At 59.5% G+C, this 22,019-nt stretch carries 14 protein-coding genes; 4 read left to right on the top strand and 10 right to left on the bottom strand.

Annotated features, from left to right (window positions below; translation table 11 throughout):
- Nucleotides 1-2 precede the first annotated feature (2 nt).
- The 4 genes from WBR25_RS02000 to WBR25_RS01985 all read right to left on the bottom strand — a co-directional run bounded on the left by WBR25_RS02000 (nt 3) and on the right by WBR25_RS01985 (nt 8,515).
- Complete coding sequence (locus WBR25_RS02000; protein WP_479749315.1) at nt 3-1,397, bottom strand: D-arabinono-1,4-lactone oxidase; 1,395 nt, start codon at nt 1,395-1,397, stop codon at nt 3-5.
- A 162-nt stretch (nt 1,398-1,559) separates the two neighbouring features.
- Nucleotides 1,560-3,146 (bottom strand): EAL domain-containing protein, encoded by a 1,587-nt coding sequence (locus WBR25_RS01995; protein WP_479749314.1) that lies wholly within the window; start codon nt 3,144-3,146, stop codon nt 1,560-1,562.
- 280 nt (nt 3,147-3,426) lie between these two features.
- Nucleotides 3,427-6,024, bottom strand: coding sequence for a bifunctional aconitate hydratase 2/2-methylisocitrate dehydratase (gene acnB / locus WBR25_RS01990; RefSeq protein ID WP_019444774.1), 2,598 nt, complete (start codon nt 6,022-6,024; stop codon nt 3,427-3,429).
- Between the two features lie 229 nt (nt 6,025-6,253).
- Nucleotides 6,254-8,515: a patatin-like phospholipase family protein gene (locus WBR25_RS01985; RefSeq protein ID WP_479749848.1), complete on the bottom strand. Its 2,262-nt coding sequence runs from the start codon at nt 8,513-8,515 to the stop codon at nt 6,254-6,256.
- Nucleotides 8,516-8,749: 234 nt separating this feature from the next.
- On the opposite strand from WBR25_RS01985, the gene WBR25_RS01980 reads away from it, so the two are divergent.
- Nucleotides 8,750-10,660 (top strand): methyl-accepting chemotaxis protein, encoded by a 1,911-nt coding sequence (locus WBR25_RS01980; protein WP_479749313.1) that lies wholly within the window; start codon nt 8,750-8,752, stop codon nt 10,658-10,660.
- Between the two features lie 86 nt (nt 10,661-10,746).
- Here the strand turns inward: WBR25_RS01980 and WBR25_RS01975 are convergent, their stop codons facing one another.
- From WBR25_RS01975 to ampD, 6 genes are all read right to left on the bottom strand, one after another.
- The gene (locus WBR25_RS01975) at nt 10,747-11,709 is read right to left on the bottom strand and encodes a sensor domain-containing diguanylate cyclase (protein WP_479749312.1); all 963 of its coding nucleotides are present in this window, start codon (nt 11,707-11,709) and stop codon (nt 10,747-10,749) included.
- 124 nt (nt 11,710-11,833) lie between these two features.
- Entirely contained in the window at nt 11,834-13,261 is a 1,428-nt protein-coding gene (gene lpdA / locus WBR25_RS01970) for a dihydrolipoyl dehydrogenase (protein WP_005341659.1), read from the bottom strand.
- 148 nt (nt 13,262-13,409) lie between these two features.
- Complete coding sequence (gene aceF / locus WBR25_RS01965; RefSeq protein ID WP_236768651.1) at nt 13,410-15,299, bottom strand: pyruvate dehydrogenase complex dihydrolipoyllysine-residue acetyltransferase; 1,890 nt, start codon at nt 15,297-15,299, stop codon at nt 13,410-13,412.
- A 119-nt stretch (nt 15,300-15,418) separates the two neighbouring features.
- Nucleotides 15,419-18,079: a pyruvate dehydrogenase (acetyl-transferring), homodimeric type gene (aceE, locus tag WBR25_RS01960; protein WP_346196732.1), complete on the bottom strand. Its 2,661-nt coding sequence runs from the start codon at nt 18,077-18,079 to the stop codon at nt 15,419-15,421.
- Between the two features lie 79 nt (nt 18,080-18,158).
- Complete coding sequence (gene pdhR, locus WBR25_RS01955) at nt 18,159-18,923, bottom strand: pyruvate dehydrogenase complex transcriptional repressor PdhR (RefSeq protein ID WP_005336127.1); 765 nt, start codon at nt 18,921-18,923, stop codon at nt 18,159-18,161.
- 278 nt (nt 18,924-19,201) lie between these two features.
- On the bottom strand, nt 19,202-19,777 hold the full coding sequence (gene ampD, locus WBR25_RS01950) for a 1,6-anhydro-N-acetylmuramyl-L-alanine amidase AmpD (RefSeq protein ID WP_479749311.1): 576 nt from the start codon (nt 19,775-19,777) through the stop codon (nt 19,202-19,204).
- A 130-nt stretch (nt 19,778-19,907) separates the two neighbouring features.
- On the opposite strand from ampD, the gene WBR25_RS01945 reads away from it, so the two are divergent.
- The 3 genes from WBR25_RS01945 (at nt 19,908) to WBR25_RS01935 (ending at nt 22,016) form a co-directional block, all read left to right on the top strand.
- Nucleotides 19,908-20,378, top strand: a complete 471-nt coding sequence (locus WBR25_RS01945) for a retropepsin-like aspartic protease family protein (RefSeq protein WP_479749310.1) — start codon at nt 19,908-19,910, stop codon at nt 20,376-20,378.
- A 3-nt stretch (nt 20,379-20,381) separates the two neighbouring features.
- Complete coding sequence (gene nadC, locus WBR25_RS01940) at nt 20,382-21,257, top strand: carboxylating nicotinate-nucleotide diphosphorylase (RefSeq protein ID WP_421300662.1); 876 nt, start codon at nt 20,382-20,384, stop codon at nt 21,255-21,257.
- Nucleotides 21,258-21,572: 315 nt separating this feature from the next.
- The gene (locus WBR25_RS01935; RefSeq protein ID WP_201990574.1) at nt 21,573-22,016 is read left to right on the top strand and encodes a pilin; all 444 of its coding nucleotides are present in this window, start codon (nt 21,573-21,575) and stop codon (nt 22,014-22,016) included.
- Nucleotides 22,017-22,019 lie beyond the last annotated feature (3 nt).

Here is a 22,019-nt window from a genome sequence, read left to right as displayed (position 1 = left end):
CCTTACCGGTTGGCAAACAAGTCGCTGAGCCAGTGGTTTTCAAAGCGGCCGTGGGGGTCGAGCTCGGCTTTCAACGCCACGAAGTCGTTCCAGCGCGGCAGCAGGGCCGGGAAGTCGTAGAGATCCATCGCCAGATGTTTGCCGAAATGGGGAATGCCGCCGAGCGGTACCAGCAGTTGCTGCAGCTCGCGCATCTGCTCCATGGAGCCGTTGACGAAGGTGCCGTCCGCCGCCAGATAGACCAGAAAACCGATCCAGCAGACCGGCTGGCCGTAAGCAGCGCTGAGCCAGGCCTCGGAGGGGCCGGTGCAACGCAGAATAAAGGGGTAGTGCAGCACGCCCGGGTTGGCCTGCTGCCACACTTGCAGGGCCTCCAGCGCCTCGCTCATGCGATGCAGCGGCACCGCCACCTCGCAGTTGATCTGGGGGGCCGGGATCCCCTTGCAGAGAATTTGGTAGACGTTGCCCACCAGATCGGAGGCATCCTTGAAGCGGCGTACTGTCTCGAAGTGCTCACCGGCCAGCGCCTCATCCTTGGTATCTTTCGCCATCTTCTGCAAGGTGGCATCAATGGTGGCGTTCATGCGGGCGTCGATATCGCCATCCAGCAGCAGCGGCTCGCTGCCGCCAGCGCGGTAGCGGGCCACCTCGTCATCGGAGGCGGGATCCACCAGCCAGATGTGGCTCTCGCCGGTCCAGGCAAACCACCAGCTCTTCACAAAGCCGTGCTCGCGGTTGAGCCGTTCGTTGTGCTCCAGCAGGAAGGGGTAGTCGGTGGTGAACTTGGTGCAGCGCATAATGCGATTTGGCACGGTGCGCAGGGTGACGTCGAGCAGGATGCCGAGCATCCCCATCCCCATCACGAAGGCGCCGAAGCGCGGATCGGTGCGATCCACCCGGATGATGTCGCCATTGGCCAGCATCACCGTCATCGCCTCCACCACATCGCAGAGGGCAGACTGGTGCAGCCCCTGACCGTGGGTACCTGTGCTGAGGGCGCCGCCCAGGGTCTGGATGCCGATAACGCCCGGGGATGCGGGCAGCATCCGCTCCATGGCGATCAGCTCGGCATAAACGGTATCGAGCGGCGTCCCAGCCTGATAGGTCACGGTATCGGCAGTTTTCGCCAGCTGGCCGCGCAGGTGGTGCAAGTCCACCAGCAGCGCCTGACTGCCTTCGGCATAGACGCTGTGGATGGGTTCAAAAGAGAGGCCGGAGCCGATAAGGCGCAGCTTGCGCTCGGGGTGTTCCCGCAGCAGCATTTGCAACTCGTCGCGGGTTTTCGGGCGCCACACCTGATCCAGCGCCCCGAGGGGATTGGTTCTCGACCAGTTGAACAGCACCTCCCGATTACCGATCGCCTTGATGCTGTGAAATGCCTGGAACTGAACCGTCATACCGCGCCTCATCTTTTACTGACGTCAAAATGAGCGCTGATTCTACCGAAAAGCGAGCCGCAAGGCATGAAAAACAAGCCCCTGCACTCGAGGGGGGATAGGGAGAGAGCACTTCCCTACCCTGCCAGACGGGAGCGTGGCCGCCCGTCTGTCACCGATAGATCAGGTCGCATTCGGGATGCCTCGCACCCCATCTGGCTGCCGGGTCTGAGCCTCTTCCGGCAGCAGCTCCTCGCAGAACTGGCGCAGCGGCATGGGGCGGGCAAACAGGTATCCCTGTAAATAATCGACCCCTTTGGCCCTGAGGTAGTCAGCCTGACGCTCACTCTCCACCCCTTCCGCCACCAGCGCCAGACCGAGCCGGGTCGCCAGATCGATCACGTTATCCACGATATGCTCCGAGAGCGACTCGGTACCGATGCGGGCAATAAAGGATTTGTCGATCTTGAGGTAATCCACATGAAACTGCTGCAGGTAAGCCAGGCTGGAGTGGCCGGTACCAAAGTCGTCGATGGCGAGTTTGACCCCCATCTCGTCCAGCTGGCGGAACAGGGAGAGGGTCTGGGGATCGGACATCAACAGCTCCCGCTCGGTCAGCTCCAGCACCAGTACCACCTTGCCGGGAACAAAGTGACCGAGGAAGGCGCGACACTCGGCCAGCAGGGCAAAATCGTGGCAATGGGCGGCGCTGACGTTGAAGCTGATATGAAACCCATCGGGCAACTGCTCCTGAGAGCGGTTCAACCTTGTCGCCACCTGCTTCATGATATGGGTGGTCATGGGGACGATCAGTCCCGACTCCTCCGCTTGCGGGATAAAGAGATCGGGCCGGATCACCCCTTCATTGACATGCTCCCAGCGCATCAGCACCTCGGCGCCCATCATCTTGCCGTCGTGGCTGGCAATCAGCGGCTGCAGATAGGGAACAAACTCCCTGGCCCGCAGGGCCCGTCGCAACTCATCTGTTGGCGAGCCGGGCCGCCCCAGCACCCACCACATCAGCCAGGCCAGCAAAAGCGAGGAAACCGCCAGCCACGACAGCGCCACATGCCGCGCGGCCCACAGCGACTTCCAGTAGACCGGCATGGCATAACCGGCATGGATGGTGAATGGATAATGGGATGAGGTAAGGGCCTGGCTGATCCCGCGATGGAGGGTGGGCGCCTCGCTCAGATAGCGGCCAGACTCATTGAGCCAGGCCGACCCCACCTGAAGATAGAGCGCACTGGATTTTCCGCTCATGGAGAGCATGAAGCTGAGCTGGGTACTGTCGATGGCGCTCAAGGCGGCATCCTTGCCCTGCTCGGTGCGCACTACCAGCAGCGGGTGATTTTGCCGCACCCGGTTGCCACTCATCAGCAACAGCTTGCGGCCGGTGTAGATGGAGCCGTCATCGGCATCATTGGCCTCACCAAACAGCGAGGTGCAATTGATGATGCCGTTTCGCACCAGATTGACCGAACGCAGGAAGGGCTCGATGGCGACCTTCTTGCGCAGCACCAGCAGATTGTCGCGACAGGGAGCATTCACCAGAGGCAGCACAGAGCGATTGGCCTGCTCCGCATGATCCAGCATCGACTCCATCAGGGTTCTGGCCTTGTGGGCCGAGGCGCTGGATTCCGCTTTCAGCTCCTGCACATAATTGCTGTGGATGAGCCAAGCTCCCACCAGCAGCGGCAGGGTAAAGACCAGCAAGGCACCGCCGAAGCGTAACCCGGTTCGGGAGAGATCGATCCTGAACAGAAACATAAAGAACCACGCCGCAATTCGTCAGGCCTGCCAACGCAAGCACCCAGTGAACAGATATCCACTTTCCCTCGATAACGATGCCTCATCATTACCGCACATAACCGAACAACATAACCCAAAGCGTTTATAAAACGAACCACCAAACAGGTGGTTGGATCTCTCTAGCAAGGATCGTGCAAACAATCTTCAAAAAAGACCGTGAATAACACACAAATAAATAATGCCGCGTAAATACGCGGCATTATTGGCTTCTTATCGCGCAAATCGCGCAAGAACTCCGTTAAACGGCTTGCTGCAGAATCACCGCATCGGCCTTCTTGGTGTAGGAGGCGATCTCGTTGAAGTTGAGGTAGCGGTAAGTATCTGCCGCAGTGGCATCAAGCGCCTTGGCGTATTGCAGGTACTCCGCCACGGTCGGGATCTTGCCGAGGATGGCGGCAACGGCGGCCAGCTCCGCAGAGGCCAGATAGACGTTGGCACCTTTACCCAGACGGTTCGGGAAGTTACGGGTGGAGGTGGAGACCACCGAGGCCCCTTCCGCTACCCGCGCCTGGTTACCCATGCACAGGGAACAGCCCGGGATCTCGATGCGGGCACCGACGCGACCAAAAATGCCGTAGTAGCCCTCTTCAGTCAGCTGATCCTTGTCCATCTTGGTGGGCGGTGCGATCCACATGCGGGTCGGCAGCTCGCCCTGATACTTCTCGAGCAGTTTGCCGGCGGCGCGGAAGTGACCGATGTTGGTCATGCAGGAACCGATGAACACCTCGTCGATCTTGTCGCCAGCCACGTCGCTCAGCAGACGGGCATCGTCCGGATCGTTCGGCGCACAGAGGATCGGCTCCTTGATGGTGGCCAGATCGATCTCGATGATCTCGGCATACTCGGCATCCTTGTCCGCTTCCATCAGGGTCGGGTTGGCCAGCCACTCTTCCATCCCCTTGATGCGACGGGTGATGGTGCGCACGTCGCCGTAACCTTCGGAGAGCATCCATTTCAGCATCACGATGTTGGACTTCAGGTACTCGATGATCGGCTCTTTATCCAGCTTGATGGTGCAACCGGCAGCGGAACGCTCGGCGCTGGCATCTGCCAGCTCGAACGCTTGCTCTACTTTCAGGGTCGGCAGACCTTCGATCTCGAGGATGCGGCCGGAGAAGATGTTCTTCTTGCCCGCTTTCTCGACGGTCAGCAGCCCTTTCTGGATGGCGGCATAGGGGATGGCATGAACCAGATCACGCAAGGTGATGCCCGGTTGCAGCTCGCCCTTGAAGCGCACCAGCACGGATTCCGGCATGTCCAGCGGCATCACGCCGGTGGCGGCGGCGAAGGCCACCAGACCGGAGCCCGCCGGGAAGGAGATCCCGATGGGGAAACGGGTGTGGGAGTCACCACCGGTACCCACGGTATCCGGCAGCAGCATGCGGTTCAGCCAGGAGTGGATGACGCCGTCACCCGGACGCAAGCTCACGCCGCCGCGGTTCATGATGAAGTCCGGCAGGGTGTGGTGAGTCTGTACGTCGATGGGCTTCGGATAGGCCGCGGTGTGACAGAAGGACTGCATGGTCAGATCGGCGGAGAAGCCGAGGCAGGCCAGATCTTTGAGCTCGTCGCGGGTCATCGGGCCCGTGGTGTCCTGGGAGCCGACGGTGGTCATCTTGGGCTCGCAGTAGGTGCCCGGGCGAATGCCCTTCACGCCGCACGCCTTGCCCACCATCTTCTGGGCCAGGGTGAAGCCTTTACCTGTATCGGCCACCGGCTGCGGGCGACGGAATACGGTGGAGAACGGCAGACCCAGTGCCTCGCGGGCCTTGTCAGTCAGACCGCGACCGATGATCAGCGGGATACGGCCACCGGCACGCACTTCGTCGATCAGTACATCGGTTTTCAATTCAAACTGTGCCAGCACCTGTTCGGTGCCGTGTTTGCAGATCTTGCCGGCATAGGGGTAGATGTCGATTACATCGCCCATTTCCAGCTTGGAGACGTCCACTTCGATAGGCAGAGCGCCGGCATCTTCCATGGTGTTGAAGAAGATCGGGGCAATCTTGCCACCCAGACAGACACCGCCAGCGCGCTTGTTCGGCACGAACGGAATGTCGTCGCCCATAAACCAGAGCACCGAGTTGGTGGCGGATTTACGGGAAGAACCGGTACCGACCACGTCACCCACATAGGCAAGCGGGAAGCCTTTCTCTTTCAGGGCATCGATGGTCTTGATGGGGCCGACGGCGCCATCCTTGTCCGGAGTAATGCCGGGACGGGCGTTTTTCAGCATCGCCAGGGCGTGCAGCGGAATGTCCGGGCGGGACCAGGCGTCCGGTGCCGGAGAGAGGTCGTCGGTGTTGGTTTCGCCGGTCACCTTGAACACGGTGACAGTGATCTTCTCGGCCAGCTCCGGGCGGGAGAGGAACCACTCGGCATCAGCCCAGGACTGCATCACCTGTTTGGCATGGACATTGCCCGCCTTGGCCTTCTCTTCCACGTCGTGGAAAGAGTCAAACATCAGCAGGGTGTGGGAGAGCCCCTTGGCGGCAAGCGGCGCCAGAGTGGCGTGATCCAGCAGGTCGATCAGCGGCTGAATGTTGTAACCACCCTGCATGGTGCCCAGCAGCTCGACAGCTTCGGCGGCAGTCAGGATGGGAGAGTGGGCTTCGCCCTTGGCGACGGCGGTGAGGAAACCGGCTTTGACATAGGCCGCTTCATCAACACCGGGGGGAATACGGGAGGACAACAGCTCTTTCAGAAAGTCTTCTTCGCCGGCGGGCGGGTTCTTGAGAAGCGTTACCAGGGCGGCGACCTGCTCTGCATCCAGAGGTTTGGCAACCACGCCCTCGGCGGCACGTTCTGCGACGTGTTTACGGTATGTTTCAAGCACGACTAATTCCTCTTTGGTCTTTTTTTGGGGTTCGCCCACGCTCGCGGCGATCGTCCTTGCGGGACACCCCGTAGGGTGCTCCCCACTATATAAGTTTTAACGACTAATTAAAATCCAAACCCTGTTTACTTATTCACCACAAAATCGTAACCAATTAAACAGACTGGTATTTTTTGAAAATTAATTGAACGCCCTCAACCAGAGTTAACAAATTGGCATCATTTCGGCATTATTCGAACGTACTGCCCAATTGCAGATAGAAGACGTCATTGCCCCCCTCCGCCATGCCGTAGCCGAGGAACACAGGGCCGAGGAAGCTCTCCACCCCGACATAAACCGACCCGGCGGTAAACGAGCTCTCCAGACTGATATCCTCACCCTTGTTCCAGACCCCGCCCTGCTCCAGAGATCCACCCAGATAGAGCGGCATCTTGAGGGCACCGAAGTCGTTGTCCGCCACCCGATAGATGTAGCGCAGGCCACCAAACAGGCTGTAGCGACCGCTCAGCTGGTAGCGCTGGAAACCGGAGAGGCGGAACAGCCCGCCCAGATCCTGAATATGCAGCGGCACCACCTCTTCACTGCCCGAGCCCCCCCCTTCGAGGATCAGGTTGAGGCTGTGCCTGTCCCATGACCAGGGTTTGACCATCGAGAGCTGATAATTCCAGCCTTCACTGCGCCCATCTGCCGACTCGAGCCCATCCACACTGACGTGGGAGTGGCCCAGTTTCATATCCCATTTCACCCCCTGATAGGGGAAATAGCGGCTATCCAGATTGTCGTGTTCAAAGCGGACATAGGGGCCCCACGCCGTGGCATCCATCTCCAGCCCCTTGAAGTTCTTCACATCAATCGTGCCAAGTTGTCCCTCCAGCCCCATCGACAACCGGCTCCAGGGCTGGCGGTTCCAGCCCACCGCCAGATCGCCGCTGAAGAAGGAGTATTCGGAGTCGAGATAGCTTATCGAAACCATCTCGGGATCCGGATTGGGGAAAAACAGGCGGCGCAGGGTCTGGTCATAGGCCAGACTCGCCTCACCATAGAAGGTCTGGGAGGGTTCGAGCGGGGTATAGAAGTCGGTCTTGATATGTTTGGCCGTGCCCAGCGACGCCTCGGTCAGCCACTCGGCCCCCCACTCGTTGACGTTGGTGAGGGTATAGGACATGCCGACGTTGTAGTTGGAGGTGTTCTCAAAGTCATCGGTGAAACCGAACTGAAAGTTGAGGTAGCCCGGCCCCCAGTTCTTCTCGCTGGCGTCCACCAGCAGCACGTTCTCACCATCACGCTCCTCCACCTCGTAGGTGATGCGATCGAACGACTCAAGGGCATAGAGGCGGCGAATGCCCGCTTCCAGACTCTCGTTGGTCTGCACCTTGTCCGGCCGCACTTTCAGCATGGCGCGCACAGTCTCGTCGGAGAGGCGCGACTTGTTGATGATCTCCACCTTGTCGATGAAGTAGGCGGGCTGACCGCTACGCTCGGCACGGCGGCTCAGCTTCTGGTTGCGATAGGCGTTGTACTGCGCCTTGGTGAGCGACAGTTTATCGAGTTGCAACGACACCTTGTCAGCCGCCGTCTCACCGATCTTGATCCCCTCCGGCATCCGGGCAAAGTCGGCGATCCCCATATCGCCAAACTCGGGGGCGATCAGAATATCCTTCGGTCCCATCAGCGCCTTCTGCTTGTCGGTGCCCACCTGGGTCATGTAGGTGGTGAGCTGGTCGATCATCGCCAACCCTGACTTGAGGGACTCCCGGGTACGCAGCTTGGCGCTGATATCCACCGCAATCACCACGTCGGCCCCCATCGCCTTGGCGACATCCACCGGCATGTTGTTGACGCTGCCGCCGTCCGCCAGGATGTGCCCCTCCCACTCCACCGGCTTGAGGGCGCCGGGAATGGACATGGAGGCCTGCATCGCCTTGGCCAGGCTGCCGTGATCCAGCACAAAGGGGGTGACCGTCTCCATGTCGGTCGCCATGGCGCGGTAGGGAATGGGGAGATCGTCGAAGCTCGCCTGCACCGGCAGGTTGGAGGTGGCCCCCCGCAGCAGGCTGGCCATGGATTGGCCCTGGAAGAAACCGTCCGGCAGCTGGGTGGTGTCACCATTCACCCCGATGTCGGTGCGCAGCTGATACTGCTCGTTCTGCTGCTTTTTGCGCAGCGACAGCTCGTCGCGGCCAACCTTGTCCTGATACCCCTTGTTCCAGTCGATGGCCAAGGTGGTGCGCTCCACCTCCTCGGCACTGAGCCCCATGGCATACATCCCCGCCACATAAGAGCCCATGCTGGTGCCGACTATGATGTCGACCGGAATCCGTTTCTGCTCCAGCACCTTGAGGATGCCGATATGGGCAGAACCCTTGGCACCGCCGCCGCTGAGCACCACCGCAATTTTCGGGCGATCCCCCTGTGCCGCCACAGCCAGCAGCGGGCAGGCCGCCAGCATCACCAAAAGCAGACGGGTCCATCCCGCACCTAAGCTGCGCATCATATTTTCCATATTATTCAGAGGGTCAGTCACCAAGGATGGCCTCTACTATAAGGGGCCCGGCAGTTAGCGCAACCGTCAATCCGCATCCCGCCTGTGCTGCATGCCGAAAGGGCAAGCCGCCGCCCCTGTGAGCGCAAACGTAATCCGCAAATAAAGGGCTACAAGCCTCATGGGTAGCGCCGCGCTGCCGCTAATATGAGCGTCGTCAATCTCAACCTTTTGAGCACCTTTATGCTGGCAACCCTCACTCTTAAACAGAAAATACTGGCCACGGTCACCCTGGCCGTGGTCGTCTCCTGCCTGCTGGTAGGCTACTTCAGTCAACGCTCGGCCCAGCAACTGATCGAAAACCGGATGTTCGAGCAGGAGCTCCCCAACCTGACCCAGCGGATCAGCAAGGAGATTGAACAGGATCTCCACGGCATCGCCCAGGCCGCCCGCCAACTGGCCACCGACCGCTTCATCCTCGACTGGGTGGATCGGGGCATGCCCAAAGAGCAGGAGCCAATCCTCATCAACCAGCTCAAGGATGTGGCCAACCAGTATGGTCTGGTGACCGCCTCCTTCGCCGATCGCCAGAGTGCCGCCTACTACAACCAGGATGGCTTTCTGCGCAACCTGACCCCCACGCAAGACGCCTGGTTCTATGACTACACCAAGAGCCAGAAGGAGATGACCCTCAGCATCTTCCGCGAGAGCAACGGCGAGGTGAAGCTGTTCGTCAACTTCCAGCAACTCAACGGGCGCGGGCTGGCCGGCTTTGCCAAATCCCTCGACACCATGGTGACCATGGTCTCCAACTTCCGGCTGGAAGAGAGCGGCATCGTCTTTATGGTCGATGGCAGCGGCAAGGTGAAGCTGCACCCCGAGGCCAACCGCATCGAGCGTGACACGCTTGGCAACATTGCCAGCGGAGATATCGGCAGCCTGCTGGCCAAGCGTCCCTTTGCCGTCATCAACGCCGAAGTCAATGGCGAGCCCATAGTACTGGCCAGCAGCTATATCCCGCTGCTCGACTGGTATCTGGTAGCCCAGGTGCCAGAAGCCGAGATCTATGCCGAGCTGGATCAGACCCGCAACGAGATCCTGATGATCTCGCTGGTGATTGCGCTGGCCATGGGGCTGATGGGGATGCTGCTGGCAGGCTCGGTCAGCCGCCCGCTCAACGAGCTGGCCCGCCTGTTCAAGGAGCTGGGCAGCGGCGATGGGGATCTCACCCAGCGCCTGAAAGTGGAAGGACGTGACGAACTGAGTCAGGTCGCCACCGGTTTCAACAACTTCGTCGCCAAGATCCACGGCTCCATCGAGCAGGTGGCGGAGAACTCCCGCCAGCTCGCGGCCACTGCCAACGAGGTGGCCAACAAGGCGCAGCTGACCCAGCATAACTGTACTGCCCAGCGTGACCGCACCGTGCAGGTGGCCACCGCCATCCACGAAATGGGGGCCACGGTGAGCGAGATCGCCGGTAACGCTTCGCTGGCAGCCGAAGTAGCCAGACAGGCCAACGATCAGGCCGATGCGGGTGCGGTAGTGGTGGCGCAGGCGCGCCACGGCATCGTCGACCTCTCCGGCGAGATTGAGCAGGTGGCAGGGGTTATCGAGTCGCTGGCGAGCCAGACCGACTCCATCGGCAGCATCCTCGAAACCATCCGCAGCATCTCGGAGCAGACCAACCTGCTGGCACTGAACGCCGCCATCGAGGCCGCTCGCGCCGGTGAACAGGGTCGCGGTTTCGCCGTGGTGGCAGATGAAGTGCGCAATCTGGCCAATCGCTCCGCCGCCTCGACTGCTGAGATCCAGGGGATGATCAACCGCTTGCAGGAGCAGAGTGCCCGCGCCGTCAGCGCCATGGCACGGGGGCGCAACCAGAGTCTGGAGGTGGTGAGCCAGGCCGATGAGGCCAACGCCGCTCTCGGCCAGATCACCGCCCACATCACCCAGATCAACGACATGAACATCCAGGTCGCCACCGCCACCGAGGAGCAGTCGAGTGTGGTCGGCGAGATCAATCGCAACGTGGAAGACATCAACCAGCTCACCATGGAGACCGCCGATATCGCCCACCAGCTGACCGAATCGAGCCGCAGCCTGCAGCAGCTCTCCGGTCAGCTGGACAAGCTGGTTGGCAACTTCCGGCTCTAAAACCCCGACCTTGACATGAGTCATCAACAACAGAGAGCGCCGTGGCGCTCTCTGTTGTTTTGGTGGCGGCTAATCCGGCATAGCAGTCAGCCCTTGCCATCCCGTTTGCGCTGATACATCAGCTCATCCGCGCGGGTGAGCAGCTCGGCCAGGGAGACGCAGCCGTGCCCGTCATAGCAGACAATCCCGGTGCTGCAGGTCAGCGCATAGCCGCAACCACTGTGCTGATTGTGCTCGGCCAACATGGCATTGAAACGCTCATAGGCCAGTTGCGCCTGCGCCTCCATCACATTAGGCAACAGGACGGCGAACTCATCGCCGCCCATGCGGGCAAACACATCGGCGCCACGAAAAGCCTGCTTGAGCAGAGTGGCAAAGGCGATCAGGGCCCGATCCCCTTCTGCATGCCCCCACCTATCGTTGATCCCCTTGAAGCCATTGAGATCCAGATAGAGCAGCGCCAGTGGCATCTGCAAGCGACTGGCCAGCGAGAGGCTCTTCTCCGCCAACATCACGAACCCGCGCCGATTGGAGATCAGGGTCAACTCATCAATGGTGGCCAGCTGCACCGCTTCGAGCTCCCGCACCACCATCGCCGCCAGATCCTTGAGCAGCCCCACATCCTCGTCGCTCAATTCCCGCGGCACCGTATCGATGATGCAGAGCGTCCCCAGTTTGCAGCCGTTGGCGATCCTCAGTGGCTGTCCGGCATAGAAGCGGATGCCGGGCCCGCCCACCACCAGCGGATTGTCGGCAAAGCGGGGATCCTGCGAAGCATCCGGCACGATAAAGGTCTCATTACCCATGATGGCGTGGCCACAGAACGAAATGTCACGCGCGGTCTCACTAACCTCCAGCCCGATACAGGATTTGAACCACTGGCGATCTTCATCCACCAGACTCACCAGCGCGATGGGGACATTGAACACCCGTCGGGCCATGCGGGTCAGCCGGTCAAACCGCTCCTCGGCCTCGGAATCCAGCAAAGAGAGCCGCCGCAGGGTCTCCAGCCGCAATGCCTCATCGGGTGGAATAGGTGCTTCTAGCATCGTGCCTCTCTTGTCAGTGCCAAAACCTATCTTTAGCATATTGGGCTTTGCTGAAGTCGGGGCAGCAAGGAGAAAACAAAAAGCCGCTCATTCGAGCGGCTTTTTAGACAAGCGGGGAAGAAAATTACTTTTTCTTCTTGGCCTTGGCGTTCGGCAGATCGGTGATGGAGCCTTCGAACACTTCGGCAGCCAGACCCACGGACTCGTGCAGAGTCGGGTGAGCGTGGATGGTCAGCGCGATATCTTCGGCGTCCGCACCCATTTCGATGGCCAGACCGATTTCACCCAGCAGTTCACCACCGTTGGTACCCACGATGGCACCACCGATGACGCGGCCGCTCTCCTTGTCGAAGATCAGCTTGGTCATACCGTCGGAGCAGTCGGACGCGATGGCGCGGCCGGAAGCAGCCCACGGGAAGGTGGCGACTTCGAAGTTCAGGCCCTGTTGCTTGGCTTCCTTCTCGGTCAGACCAACCCATGCCATCTCTGGCTCGGTGTAGGCGATGGACGGGATCACTTTCGGGTCGAAGTAGTGCTTCTTGCCGGCGATAACTTCGGCGGCAACGTGACCTTCGTGAACACCTTTGTGTGCCAGCATCGGCTGGCCAACGATGTCACCGATGGCGTGGATGTGCGCCACGTTGGTACGCAGCTGCTTGTCCACCTCGATGAAACCGCGCTCGGTCACGGCAACGCCAGCTTTCTCGGCATCCAGCATCTTGCCATTCGGCACACGACCTACGGCAACCAGCACGTTGTCGTAACGAACCGGCTCGGCCGGAGCGTGCTTGCCTTCATAGGAGACGTACAGGCCGTCTTCGCGCGCTTCAACTGCGGTGACCTTGGTCTCCAGCATGATGTTGAATTTCTTGGCGACGCGCTTGGTGTAAATCTTGACGATGTCTTTGTCGGCAGCCGGAACCAGCTGGTCGGCAAATTCCACCACGTCGATCTCGGAACCCAGAGAGGAGTAAACGGTACCCATCTCCAGACCGATGATGCCGCCACCGATAACCAGCAGTTTGCCGGGAACGGTTTTCAGCTCCAGCGCATCGGTAGAGTCCCATACGCGGGGGTCATCGTGGGGGATGAACGGCAGCTTCACCGGACGGGAACCGGCCGCGATGATGGCGTTGTCGAAGGTCACGGTAGTCTTGCCGTCTTCCCCGGTCACTTCGAGCGTGTTCGGGCCGGTAAATTTACCCAAGCCGTTAACAACCTGAACTTTACGCATCTTGGCCATGCCAGCCAGACCGCCGGTCAGCTGGTTGATAACCTTCTCTTTCCACAGACGGATCTTGTCGATGTCGGTCTGCGGTGCACCGAAGACGATGCCGTGCTCGGCCAGCGCCTTGGCTTCTTCAATCACTTTAGCAACGTGCAGCAGCGCCTTGGAGGGGATGCAGCCCACGTTCAGGCAGACGCCACCCAGGGTGGAGTAACGCTCGACGATAATAGTATCCAGACCCAGATCGGCTGCACGGAAAGCAGCGGAATAACCGGCAGGGCCAGCACCCAGTACTACGACCTGGGTTTTGATTTCTTTACTCATCATGACCTCTTTGTCGTTCTTATATCCCCGGACAGCGCAGTCTTATACCGAAACGGGTGGCTGCAGCCGTGAAAAAAACGGGGCAAGTTTACGATCATGTTAATGAAATGAGAAGTAAAAAGGGCAGGCTCTGGGCCCGCCCTCTCACTTACAGGACCAGTCGACGAATGTCGGACAGCACGCCGTTCATGGTGGTGATGAAGCGAGCCCCATCGGCACCATCGATCACGCGGTGGTCGTAGCTCAGAGCCAGCGGCAGCATCAGGCGCGGCGCGAACTCTTTGCCGTTCCACTTCGGCTTCATCTCGGACTTGGAAACACCGAGGATGGCCACTTCCGGCGCGTTGACGATCGGGGTAAAGCTGGTACCGCCGATGCCACCCAGGCTGGAGATGGTGAAGCAACCGCCCTGCATGTCGGCAGCGGTCAGCTTGCCGGCACGGGCCTTCTTGGAGATCTCGGCCAGATCGCGAGACAGCTCCATGATGCCCTTCTTGTTAACATCGCGCACCACGGGCACAACCAGACCGTTGGGGGTATCTACCGCCACACCGATGTGGATGTATTTCTTCATGATCAGCTTGCTGCCATCTTCGGACAGGGAGCTGCAGAAGCGCGGGTGAGCTTCCAGCGCCTTGGCGGCGGCTTTCAGGATGAACACCAGCGGGGTGATCTTCACGTCAGCCTTCTGCTTCTCGAGCATCGCATTCTGCTCTTTGCGGAACGCTTCCAGCTCGGTGGTATCGGCTTCGTCGAACTGGGTGACATGAGGGATCATAACCCAGTTGCGGTGCAGGTTCGGACCGGAGATCTTCTGGATGCGGGTCAGCTCGACCTCTTCCACATCACCGAACTTGCTGAAGTCTACTTTCGGCCACGGCAGTACGCCCAGACCGTTACCACCGGCTACGCCGGCAGAGGCAGGAGCGGACTCGGCACGCTTGATGGCATCCTTCACGTAGGCTTGCACGTCTTCTTTGACGATGCGGCCCTTGCGACCGGAGGCTTTCACCTTGGCCAGGTTGACGCCGAACTCGCGCGCCAGACGGCGTACCGCCGGAGAGGCGTGTACATAAGCGTCATTGGCAACGAAATCGGTCGCAGCGGCAGCCGCCTGGGCAACCGGAGCCGGAGCAGCGGCAACAGGGGCTGCAGCGACCGGGGCGGCAGCTTGAGCAACCGGCGCGGCAGCAGGAGCAGCGCCAGCCACTTCGAAGACCATGATCAGGGAACCGGTGGAGACCTTGTCACCCGCCTTCACCTTGATCTCTTTGACCACACCGGCGAACGGCGCAGGCACTTCCATGGAGGCCTTGTCACCTTCCACGGCGATCAGGGATTGGTCGGCTTCAACCTTGTCACCCACGGCAACCATGATCTCGGTGACTTCCACTTCGTCGCCACCGATATCCGGTACGTTGACCTCTTTGGCCGCAGCGGCAACCGGGGCAGCAGCCACCGGAGCGGCAGCTTGAGCCGGAGCAGCAGCGGCAGCAGGCGCAGCGCCAGCCACTTCAAATACCATCACCAGAGAACCGGTAGAGACCTTGGCGCCGGCGGCAACCTTGATCTCGACCACGCGGCCTGCGAACGGAGCCGGTACTTCCATGGAGGCCTTGTCACCTTCCACGGCAATGATGGACTGGTCAGCTTCTACCATGTCGCCCACGGCAACCATGATTTCAGTCACGTCCACTTCGTCGTCACCGATGTCCGGTACGTGCACATCTTTGCGCACGGCAGCGGCAGGTGCGGCGGCCGGAGCAGCAGCAACCGGTGCAGCCACTTCAGCAGGGGCGGCAGCGCCTTCGGCTTCGAAGATCATGATCTGGGAACCGGTGGCGACCTTGTCGCCCACCTTGATCAGGATCTCTTTGACGATACCGGCAGACGGAGCCGGTACTTCCATGGAGGCCTTGTCGCCTTCTACCGCGATGATGGACTGGTCCAGCTCGACCTTGTCACCCACGGCCACCATGATCTCGGTGACTTCAACTTCATCGGCGCCGATATCCGGCACCATAATCTGTTTGGACATTGTGCTTTATCCTCTTGCGTCGATCCGCGTGACTGGCTGATGCCGCCACGCACATCTCGCGTTAACCGTTTTAAATCCTGGCAGGGTCGCGCCGTCATACGGCGCGACCCTTGATCCACTTACGCGTACAGCGGGTTGACCTTGTCGGCATCGATGCCGTACTTGGCGATGGCATCGGCCACAACCTGCTTGTCTACCTCGCCGCGCTTGGCCAGTTCGGTCAGGGCAGCAACCACCACGTAGAACTCGTTCACTTCGAAGTGACGACGCAGGTTGGCACGGCTGTCGGAACGGCCGTAACCGTCGGTACCCAGCACGCGGTAGTTCTCGGTCGGAACGAAGGCACGAACCTGATCGGCGAAGGACTTCATGTAGTCGGTCGCAGCGATGGTGGCTTCGGAACCCAGTACCTGAGCGATGTACGGTACGCGAGCTTCGGCAGTCGGGTGCAGCATGTTCCAGCGATCCGCGTCCTGACCGTCACGAGCCAGCTCGTTGAAGGAGGTGACGCTGAACACATCGGAACCGATGCCGTACTCGCTGGCCAGGATCTGGGCAGCCTTGCGCACGTGACCCAGGATGGAACCACAACCCAGCAGCTGAACTTTCGCCTTGGCACCGGCGATGGATTCCAGCTTGTAGATACCCTTGCGGATGCCTTCCTCGGCGCCTTCCGGCATGGCCGGCATGGCATAGTTCTCGTTCAGGGTGGTGATGTAGTAGAACACGTTCTCCGGGTTCTCACCGTACATGCGGCGCAGGCCGTCCTGTACGATCACCGCCACTTCATAGGCGTAGGACGGATCGTAGGAGATGCAGTTCGGGATGGTGTTCGCCAGGATGTGGCTGTGACCATCTTCGTGCTGCAGACCTTCGCCGTTCAGGGTAGTACGACCGGAGGTCGCACCCAGCAGGAAGCCACGGGCTTGCTGGTCACCGGCTGCCCACGCCATGTCGCCGATCCGCTGGAAGCCGAACATGGAGTAATAGATGTAGAACGGGATCATCGGGCAATCGTTGGTGCTGTAAGAGGTCGCAGCAGCCAGCCAGGAGGACATGGCGCCCAGCTCGTTGATACCGTCTTGCAGAACCTGACCCTGCTTGTCTTCCTTGTAGTAGGAGACGATGTCGCGGTCTTGCGGGGTGTACTGCTGACCGTGCGGGCTGTAGATACCGATCTGGCGGAACAGACCTTCCATACCGAAGGTACGGGCTTCGTCAGCCAGGATCGGAACGATGCGCTTGCCGATGGACTTGTCTTTCAGCATCACGTTCAGGGAACGCACGAACGCCATGGTGGTGGAGATTTCGCGCGCCTGCTCACCCAGCAGCGGACCGAAGGCATCCAGTGCCGGGATTTCCAGCTTGGTGGTACTTTCGCGCAGACGGGTCGGCACATAGCCTTTCAGGGCGGTGCGACGGTCGTGCAGGTATTTGTGCTCGGCAGAACCGGCTTCGATCTTCAGGTACGGCAGATCGGCCAGCTGCTCGTCGGCCACCGGCAGGTTGAAGCGGTCACGCAGGTGACGCACGGAGTCCAGCTCCATCTTCTTGACCTGGTGAGCGATGTTCTTGCCTTCGGCCGCTTCACCCATGCCGTAACCCTTGATGGTCTTGGCCAGAATAACGGTCGGCTTGCCCTTGGTCTGGGTCGCCTTGTTGAACGCGGCGAACAGTTTGCGAGGATCGTGACCACCGCGGTTCAGAGCGAAGATCTCCTCGTCGGTCATATCTTTGACCAGCGCGGCAGTTTCCGGATAACGGTTGAAGAAGTGCTCGCGGATGTAGCCACCGTCGCGGGACTTCATGGTCTGGTAGTCACCGTCCACGGTCTCGTTCATCAGCTGGATCAGCTTGCCGGAAGTGTCTTTCTTCAGCAGCTCATCCCACTTGCGACCCCAGATGACCTTGGTCACGTCCCAACCGGCGCCGGCGAACAGGCCTTCCAGCTCGTTGATGACCTTGCCGTTACCGACAACCGGACCATCCAGACGCTGCAGGTTGCAGTTGACCACGAACACCAGGTTGTCGAGCTTTTCACGCACGGCAACGGTCAGGGCACCCTTGGCTTCCGGCTCGTCCATCTCGCCGTCACCCAGGAAGGCGTAAACGGTCTGCTCGGAGCAATCTTTGATGCCACGGTCGGTCAGGTACTTCAGGAAGCGAGCCTGATAGATGGCGGCGATGGGGCCCAGACCCATGGAGACGGTCGGGAACTGCCAGAAGTCCGGCATCAGTTTCGGGTGCGGATAGGAGGGGATACCCTTGCCATCCACTTCCTGACGGAAGTTGTCCAGCTGCTCTTCGGTCAGACGACCTTCAGCAAAGGCGCGAGCATAGATGCCCGGAGAGATATGACCCTGGAAGTAAACCAGATCGCCACCATCCTTCTCGTTGCGAGCACGGAAGAAGTGGTTGAAGCAGACATCATAGATGGTCGCAGAAGAAGCGAAGGAAGACATGTGACCACCCAGGTCCAGGTCTTTCTTGGACGCGCGCAGCACGATCATCATGGCGTTCCAGCGGATGATGGCGCGAATGCGGCGTTCCATCTCCAGGTCACCCGGGTAGTCCGGCTCGTCGCTGGACGGGATGGTGTTGATGTAATCGCGATTTGCCTTGGCAGCCACGTCCACACCGCTTACGCGGGCTTTCTCGGCCAACTGTTCAAGGATGAACTGAGCGCGTTGCGGACCCTCTTCACGCAGCAGGGATTCCAGAGAGGCAAGCCACTCCAGCGTTTCTATCGGGTCCACATCGTTCTTCAGGATATCAGACATGGCTGGTTCCTATGTTGTTGTGATTGCACGGCATTGCACGGCGAAGGGCGCAAGCATTCGACAATAAAGCCTTGTGGGATTAGTTTTCCTGCTGACGGATCCGACGCATGGATCGCTGGATCCGGCTGTCTTCCCTCTGCATATCCAACAAGGTGTCCTCGATAAAGGCCAGATGCTCATGACAAGCTGTTCTGGCCCGCTCCGGAGCCCCCGAAAGAATAGCCTCGATCAGATTCGCGCGATGGCGACGTATCTTGGCTACCACTCCCGGGCGGCGATTCAAAATCTCGTTATTCTGCAGAATGTTCTGCTCAAGCATCGGGCTCATGGCCCGCAGCAGGTGCAGCAGCACCACGTTGTGGGACGCCTCGGCCACCGCCAGATAGAACTGGGTCACGGCTGCCGACTCGGCCACCAGCGAACCGAGTTGGCCCGCCTCTTCGATGGTGGTTTGCACCTGACGAATGCGCTCGAAATCAGACCCGGTTCCCCGCAAGGCCGCGTAGTAGGCACAGATGCCTTCCAGCGCGTGGCGAAACTCCAGCAGGTCATACTGGGCTTCCGGGTGGGTACTGAGCAGTTCGAACAGAGGATCGGCGATCCCCTTGCTCAGGGCATTCTGCACATAAGTGCCGCCGCCCTGACGGCGATAAAGCAATCCGCGCGCTTCCAGTCGCTGGATGGCTTCGCGCAAGGAGGGGCGCGATACCTGAAACTGGATGGCGAGTTCCCGCTCGGGAGGCAATTTCTGCCCCGGCTGCAGGCTGCCTTCCAGAATCATCTGTTCCAGCTCGGCGACAATGGAGTCGGCCAACTTGGGTTGCGTAATCTTGCGATAGGGCATGAGGCTACTTTGTTAAATTGGTATTACCAATTTTATGGATGGGGCGAAAATTAGCAGAGGCCTTTTGAAAAGTCCACTCAAAAGATGATCTGAGTCAAGAATCAGCCCTGCCACTTAAGAGGTAAAGCAGGGGAAACATGATTTAGCTCATAGAAAATGGTCTGACCAATATTCTTGACTGCGCTCACAAATAACATTTGCGCAACCAGAGACAAAAATGGCCTGCCAGATAGGCAAGCCATTGATTTTAAAATCCAAACTAAATTTGAATATTTACTTTAGCTGTTTAGTAAATGCCGGTAGTAATCCCATTGAAAACTGGCTCCGGGATCCGTCTTGCGCCCTGGTGCGATATCGCAATGGCCGACAATTTTTTCGTGGGTAATCGCCGGATAGCGCTCTGAGATGGCTCGGGTGAGCCCCGCCAGCGCCTGGTACTGAGCCTCGGTATAGGGGGTTTCGTCAGTCCCTTCCAGCTCGATGCCAATGGAGAAGTCATTACATGCCTCCCTCCCCTGCCAGCTCGAGACACCTGCATGCCAGGCGCGCGCGCCAAACGGTACATACTGCACCAGCTCGCCATCACGGCGGATCAGGCAGTGTGCCGAAACCCGCAGCTGATGGATACCGGCAAAATAGGGATGAGCCTCGGGGTCGAGTCGCCCCATAAAGAGATCGTCGATAAAGGGGCCACCAAACTCCCCCGGCGGCAGGCTGATGCCATGCACCACCAGCAGGGAGATATCATCCGGCGCTGCCCGTTCGTTGTGATGGGGAGAAGGCACCCGGCGCGCCTGCTGGCACCAGCCAGCGGCATCGATAGAGAAACAAGGTTGCGAAGCGAGTTGAGTCATCGGCTACTCGAGTTGGCTGATAAATGGCGAGAAAACGAAGATACCTGATAGGCAAGCCGGCACCAACTCACTGAATCAACGGGAAATGGTATGTTAGGCTGAGTCATCTTCCGCTCGATATGGATGGGGTATGCAGCACACGGCACGCTGGATGTGGTTACTGGCCTGGCTCTCTTTGATGGGCCTGCTGACCCTCTATTTTCACTCCCGCAACCAACCAAGCGTCACCGCCAGCGGCGAGCTGTTGCTGCGAGCCGACCAGAGCGGCCACTATCGTCTGGAGGGTGCCATCAACGGCCAGCCGGTGCAACTGCTGCTCGATACCGGCGCCACTCGCATCACCATCCCGCAGCAGGTTGCCGAGCGGCTCGGCCTGACCGCTCATGGCAGCAGCCAGGTCAATACCGCTGCGGGGCAGATACGGGTCAGCAACGGCACCATCGAAACGCTGGCGATGGGGCCATTGACCTTGTACGATCTGGCCATCTTTATCAATCCGGCGGCAGACGGTGACGAAGTGCTGGTTGGCATGAACGCCCTCGGTCGGCTGGAGCTGGTTCAAAAGGAGCGGCAACTGCTGCTCAGACCCTTGCAGGAATAAGGCATGTTTCAACAGGATGTCAGCCGCGCCGTGCGCGCCGCACTACTCGAAGATCTGGGCGATGCCCTCACCGCGCTGGACCAACCGGACGCCAGCGCCGATATCACCGCACAACTGATCCCGGCCGACCGGATGGCCAGCGCCCGGGTTATCACCCGTGAAGCCGGCGTATTCTGCGGCCAGCCTTGGGTGGATGAAGTCTTCCTGCAACTGAAGGCCCAGCTCGGTGGCGAAGTGAAGGTGGAGTGGAAGGTGCAGGATGGGGAAGTGCTCTCCCCCAATCAGGAGCTGTTTCGCCTCCACGGCCCTGCCCGCCTGCTACTGACCGGCGAGCGCAATGCGCTGAACTTTGTCCAGACCCTCTCCGGCGTCGCCACCCTCACCGCTCGCTATGTGGCAGAGCTGGAGGGCACCGACTGCCGTCTGCTCGACACCCGCAAGACCATACCGGGGCTGCGCACCGCCCAGAAGTACGCGGTCACCTGCGGCGGTGGCAAGAATCATCGCATCGGCCTCTACGACGCTTACCTCATCAAAGAGAACCATATCCTCGCCTGTGGCGGCATTGCCGAGGCAATTAGCGAGGCTCGTCATCTCAATCCGGGCAAACCGGTGGAGGTGGAAGTGGAATCACTGGCAGAGCTGGAACAGGCTCTGGCGGCAAAGGCCGATATCGTGATGCTCGACAACTTCGACGTGACCATGATGCGGGAAGCGGTCGCCATCAATCAGGGCCGCGCCAAGCTCGAAGTCTCCGGTAATGTGACGCTGGATACTCTGGCCGAGTTTGCCGCCACCGGTGTCGATTTTATCTCTGTCGGGGCGCTGACCAAGCATGTACGGGCGCTCGATCTCTCCATGCGCTTTATCCAGCAGTGAGATTCACCCCGCAAGCCTGAGCAAATACTCGACCTAACCGGATAAACAACTTGCAAAAGGCGCCATAGGCGCCTTTTCTTTATGCAGGATCCCTCAGCAAAGGAGTGTAATGACGGACCCGCTTTCACCCGTAACAAAGAGTCATAAGAAGCCACTTATTTTATGACTCGCATCAAGTTTTGGGTAAATGACATGAAAGTGGTTAACAAAGGCAGCAATCTCTGTTGCCACCCCTGACAGCTCGGATAAGATACTGACGTTCGGACGATTTTCTACCGACACTTCCCAGGAACCAAGGATAAAAGGACATTTGAAATGAAGAAACAATCGGGCTTTACCCTTATTGAACTGATGATCGTGGTCGCGATCGTCGCCATTCTGGCCGCGGTAGCGCTACCTGCGTATCAAACATATACAAAGCGGGCTAAATTTGCTGAAGTTGTCTCAGCTGTAGGCCCAGCAAAAACCGCAGTTGAAGTTTGTATCCAAGGCTCTTCAGCAACTGTGGATGCGAACTTAATGGCAACATGCTCCACCGCTGGTGACTCAGCAGTCAGCGGCGCATTCAACACGGCGATAGTCGCAACTGTTGATGCGGCCGCCAGTGGCGCTACTGGTGTTGTGATTACAGCTACTGGGGCCACTGCTCCTTTTGGCGCAACAAACAACGCGTTTACATTAACCGGTACAGCCAATACTACCACTCGCCAAGTAACCTGGGTTAAGGGTGGAACATGTGAAGCAGGCGGTCTCTGTTAACGC

The sequence above is a fragment of the Aeromonas sp. MTB genome (genome assembly GCF_056632455.1).
This window is presented reverse-complemented; position numbering and strand designations above follow the sequence as displayed.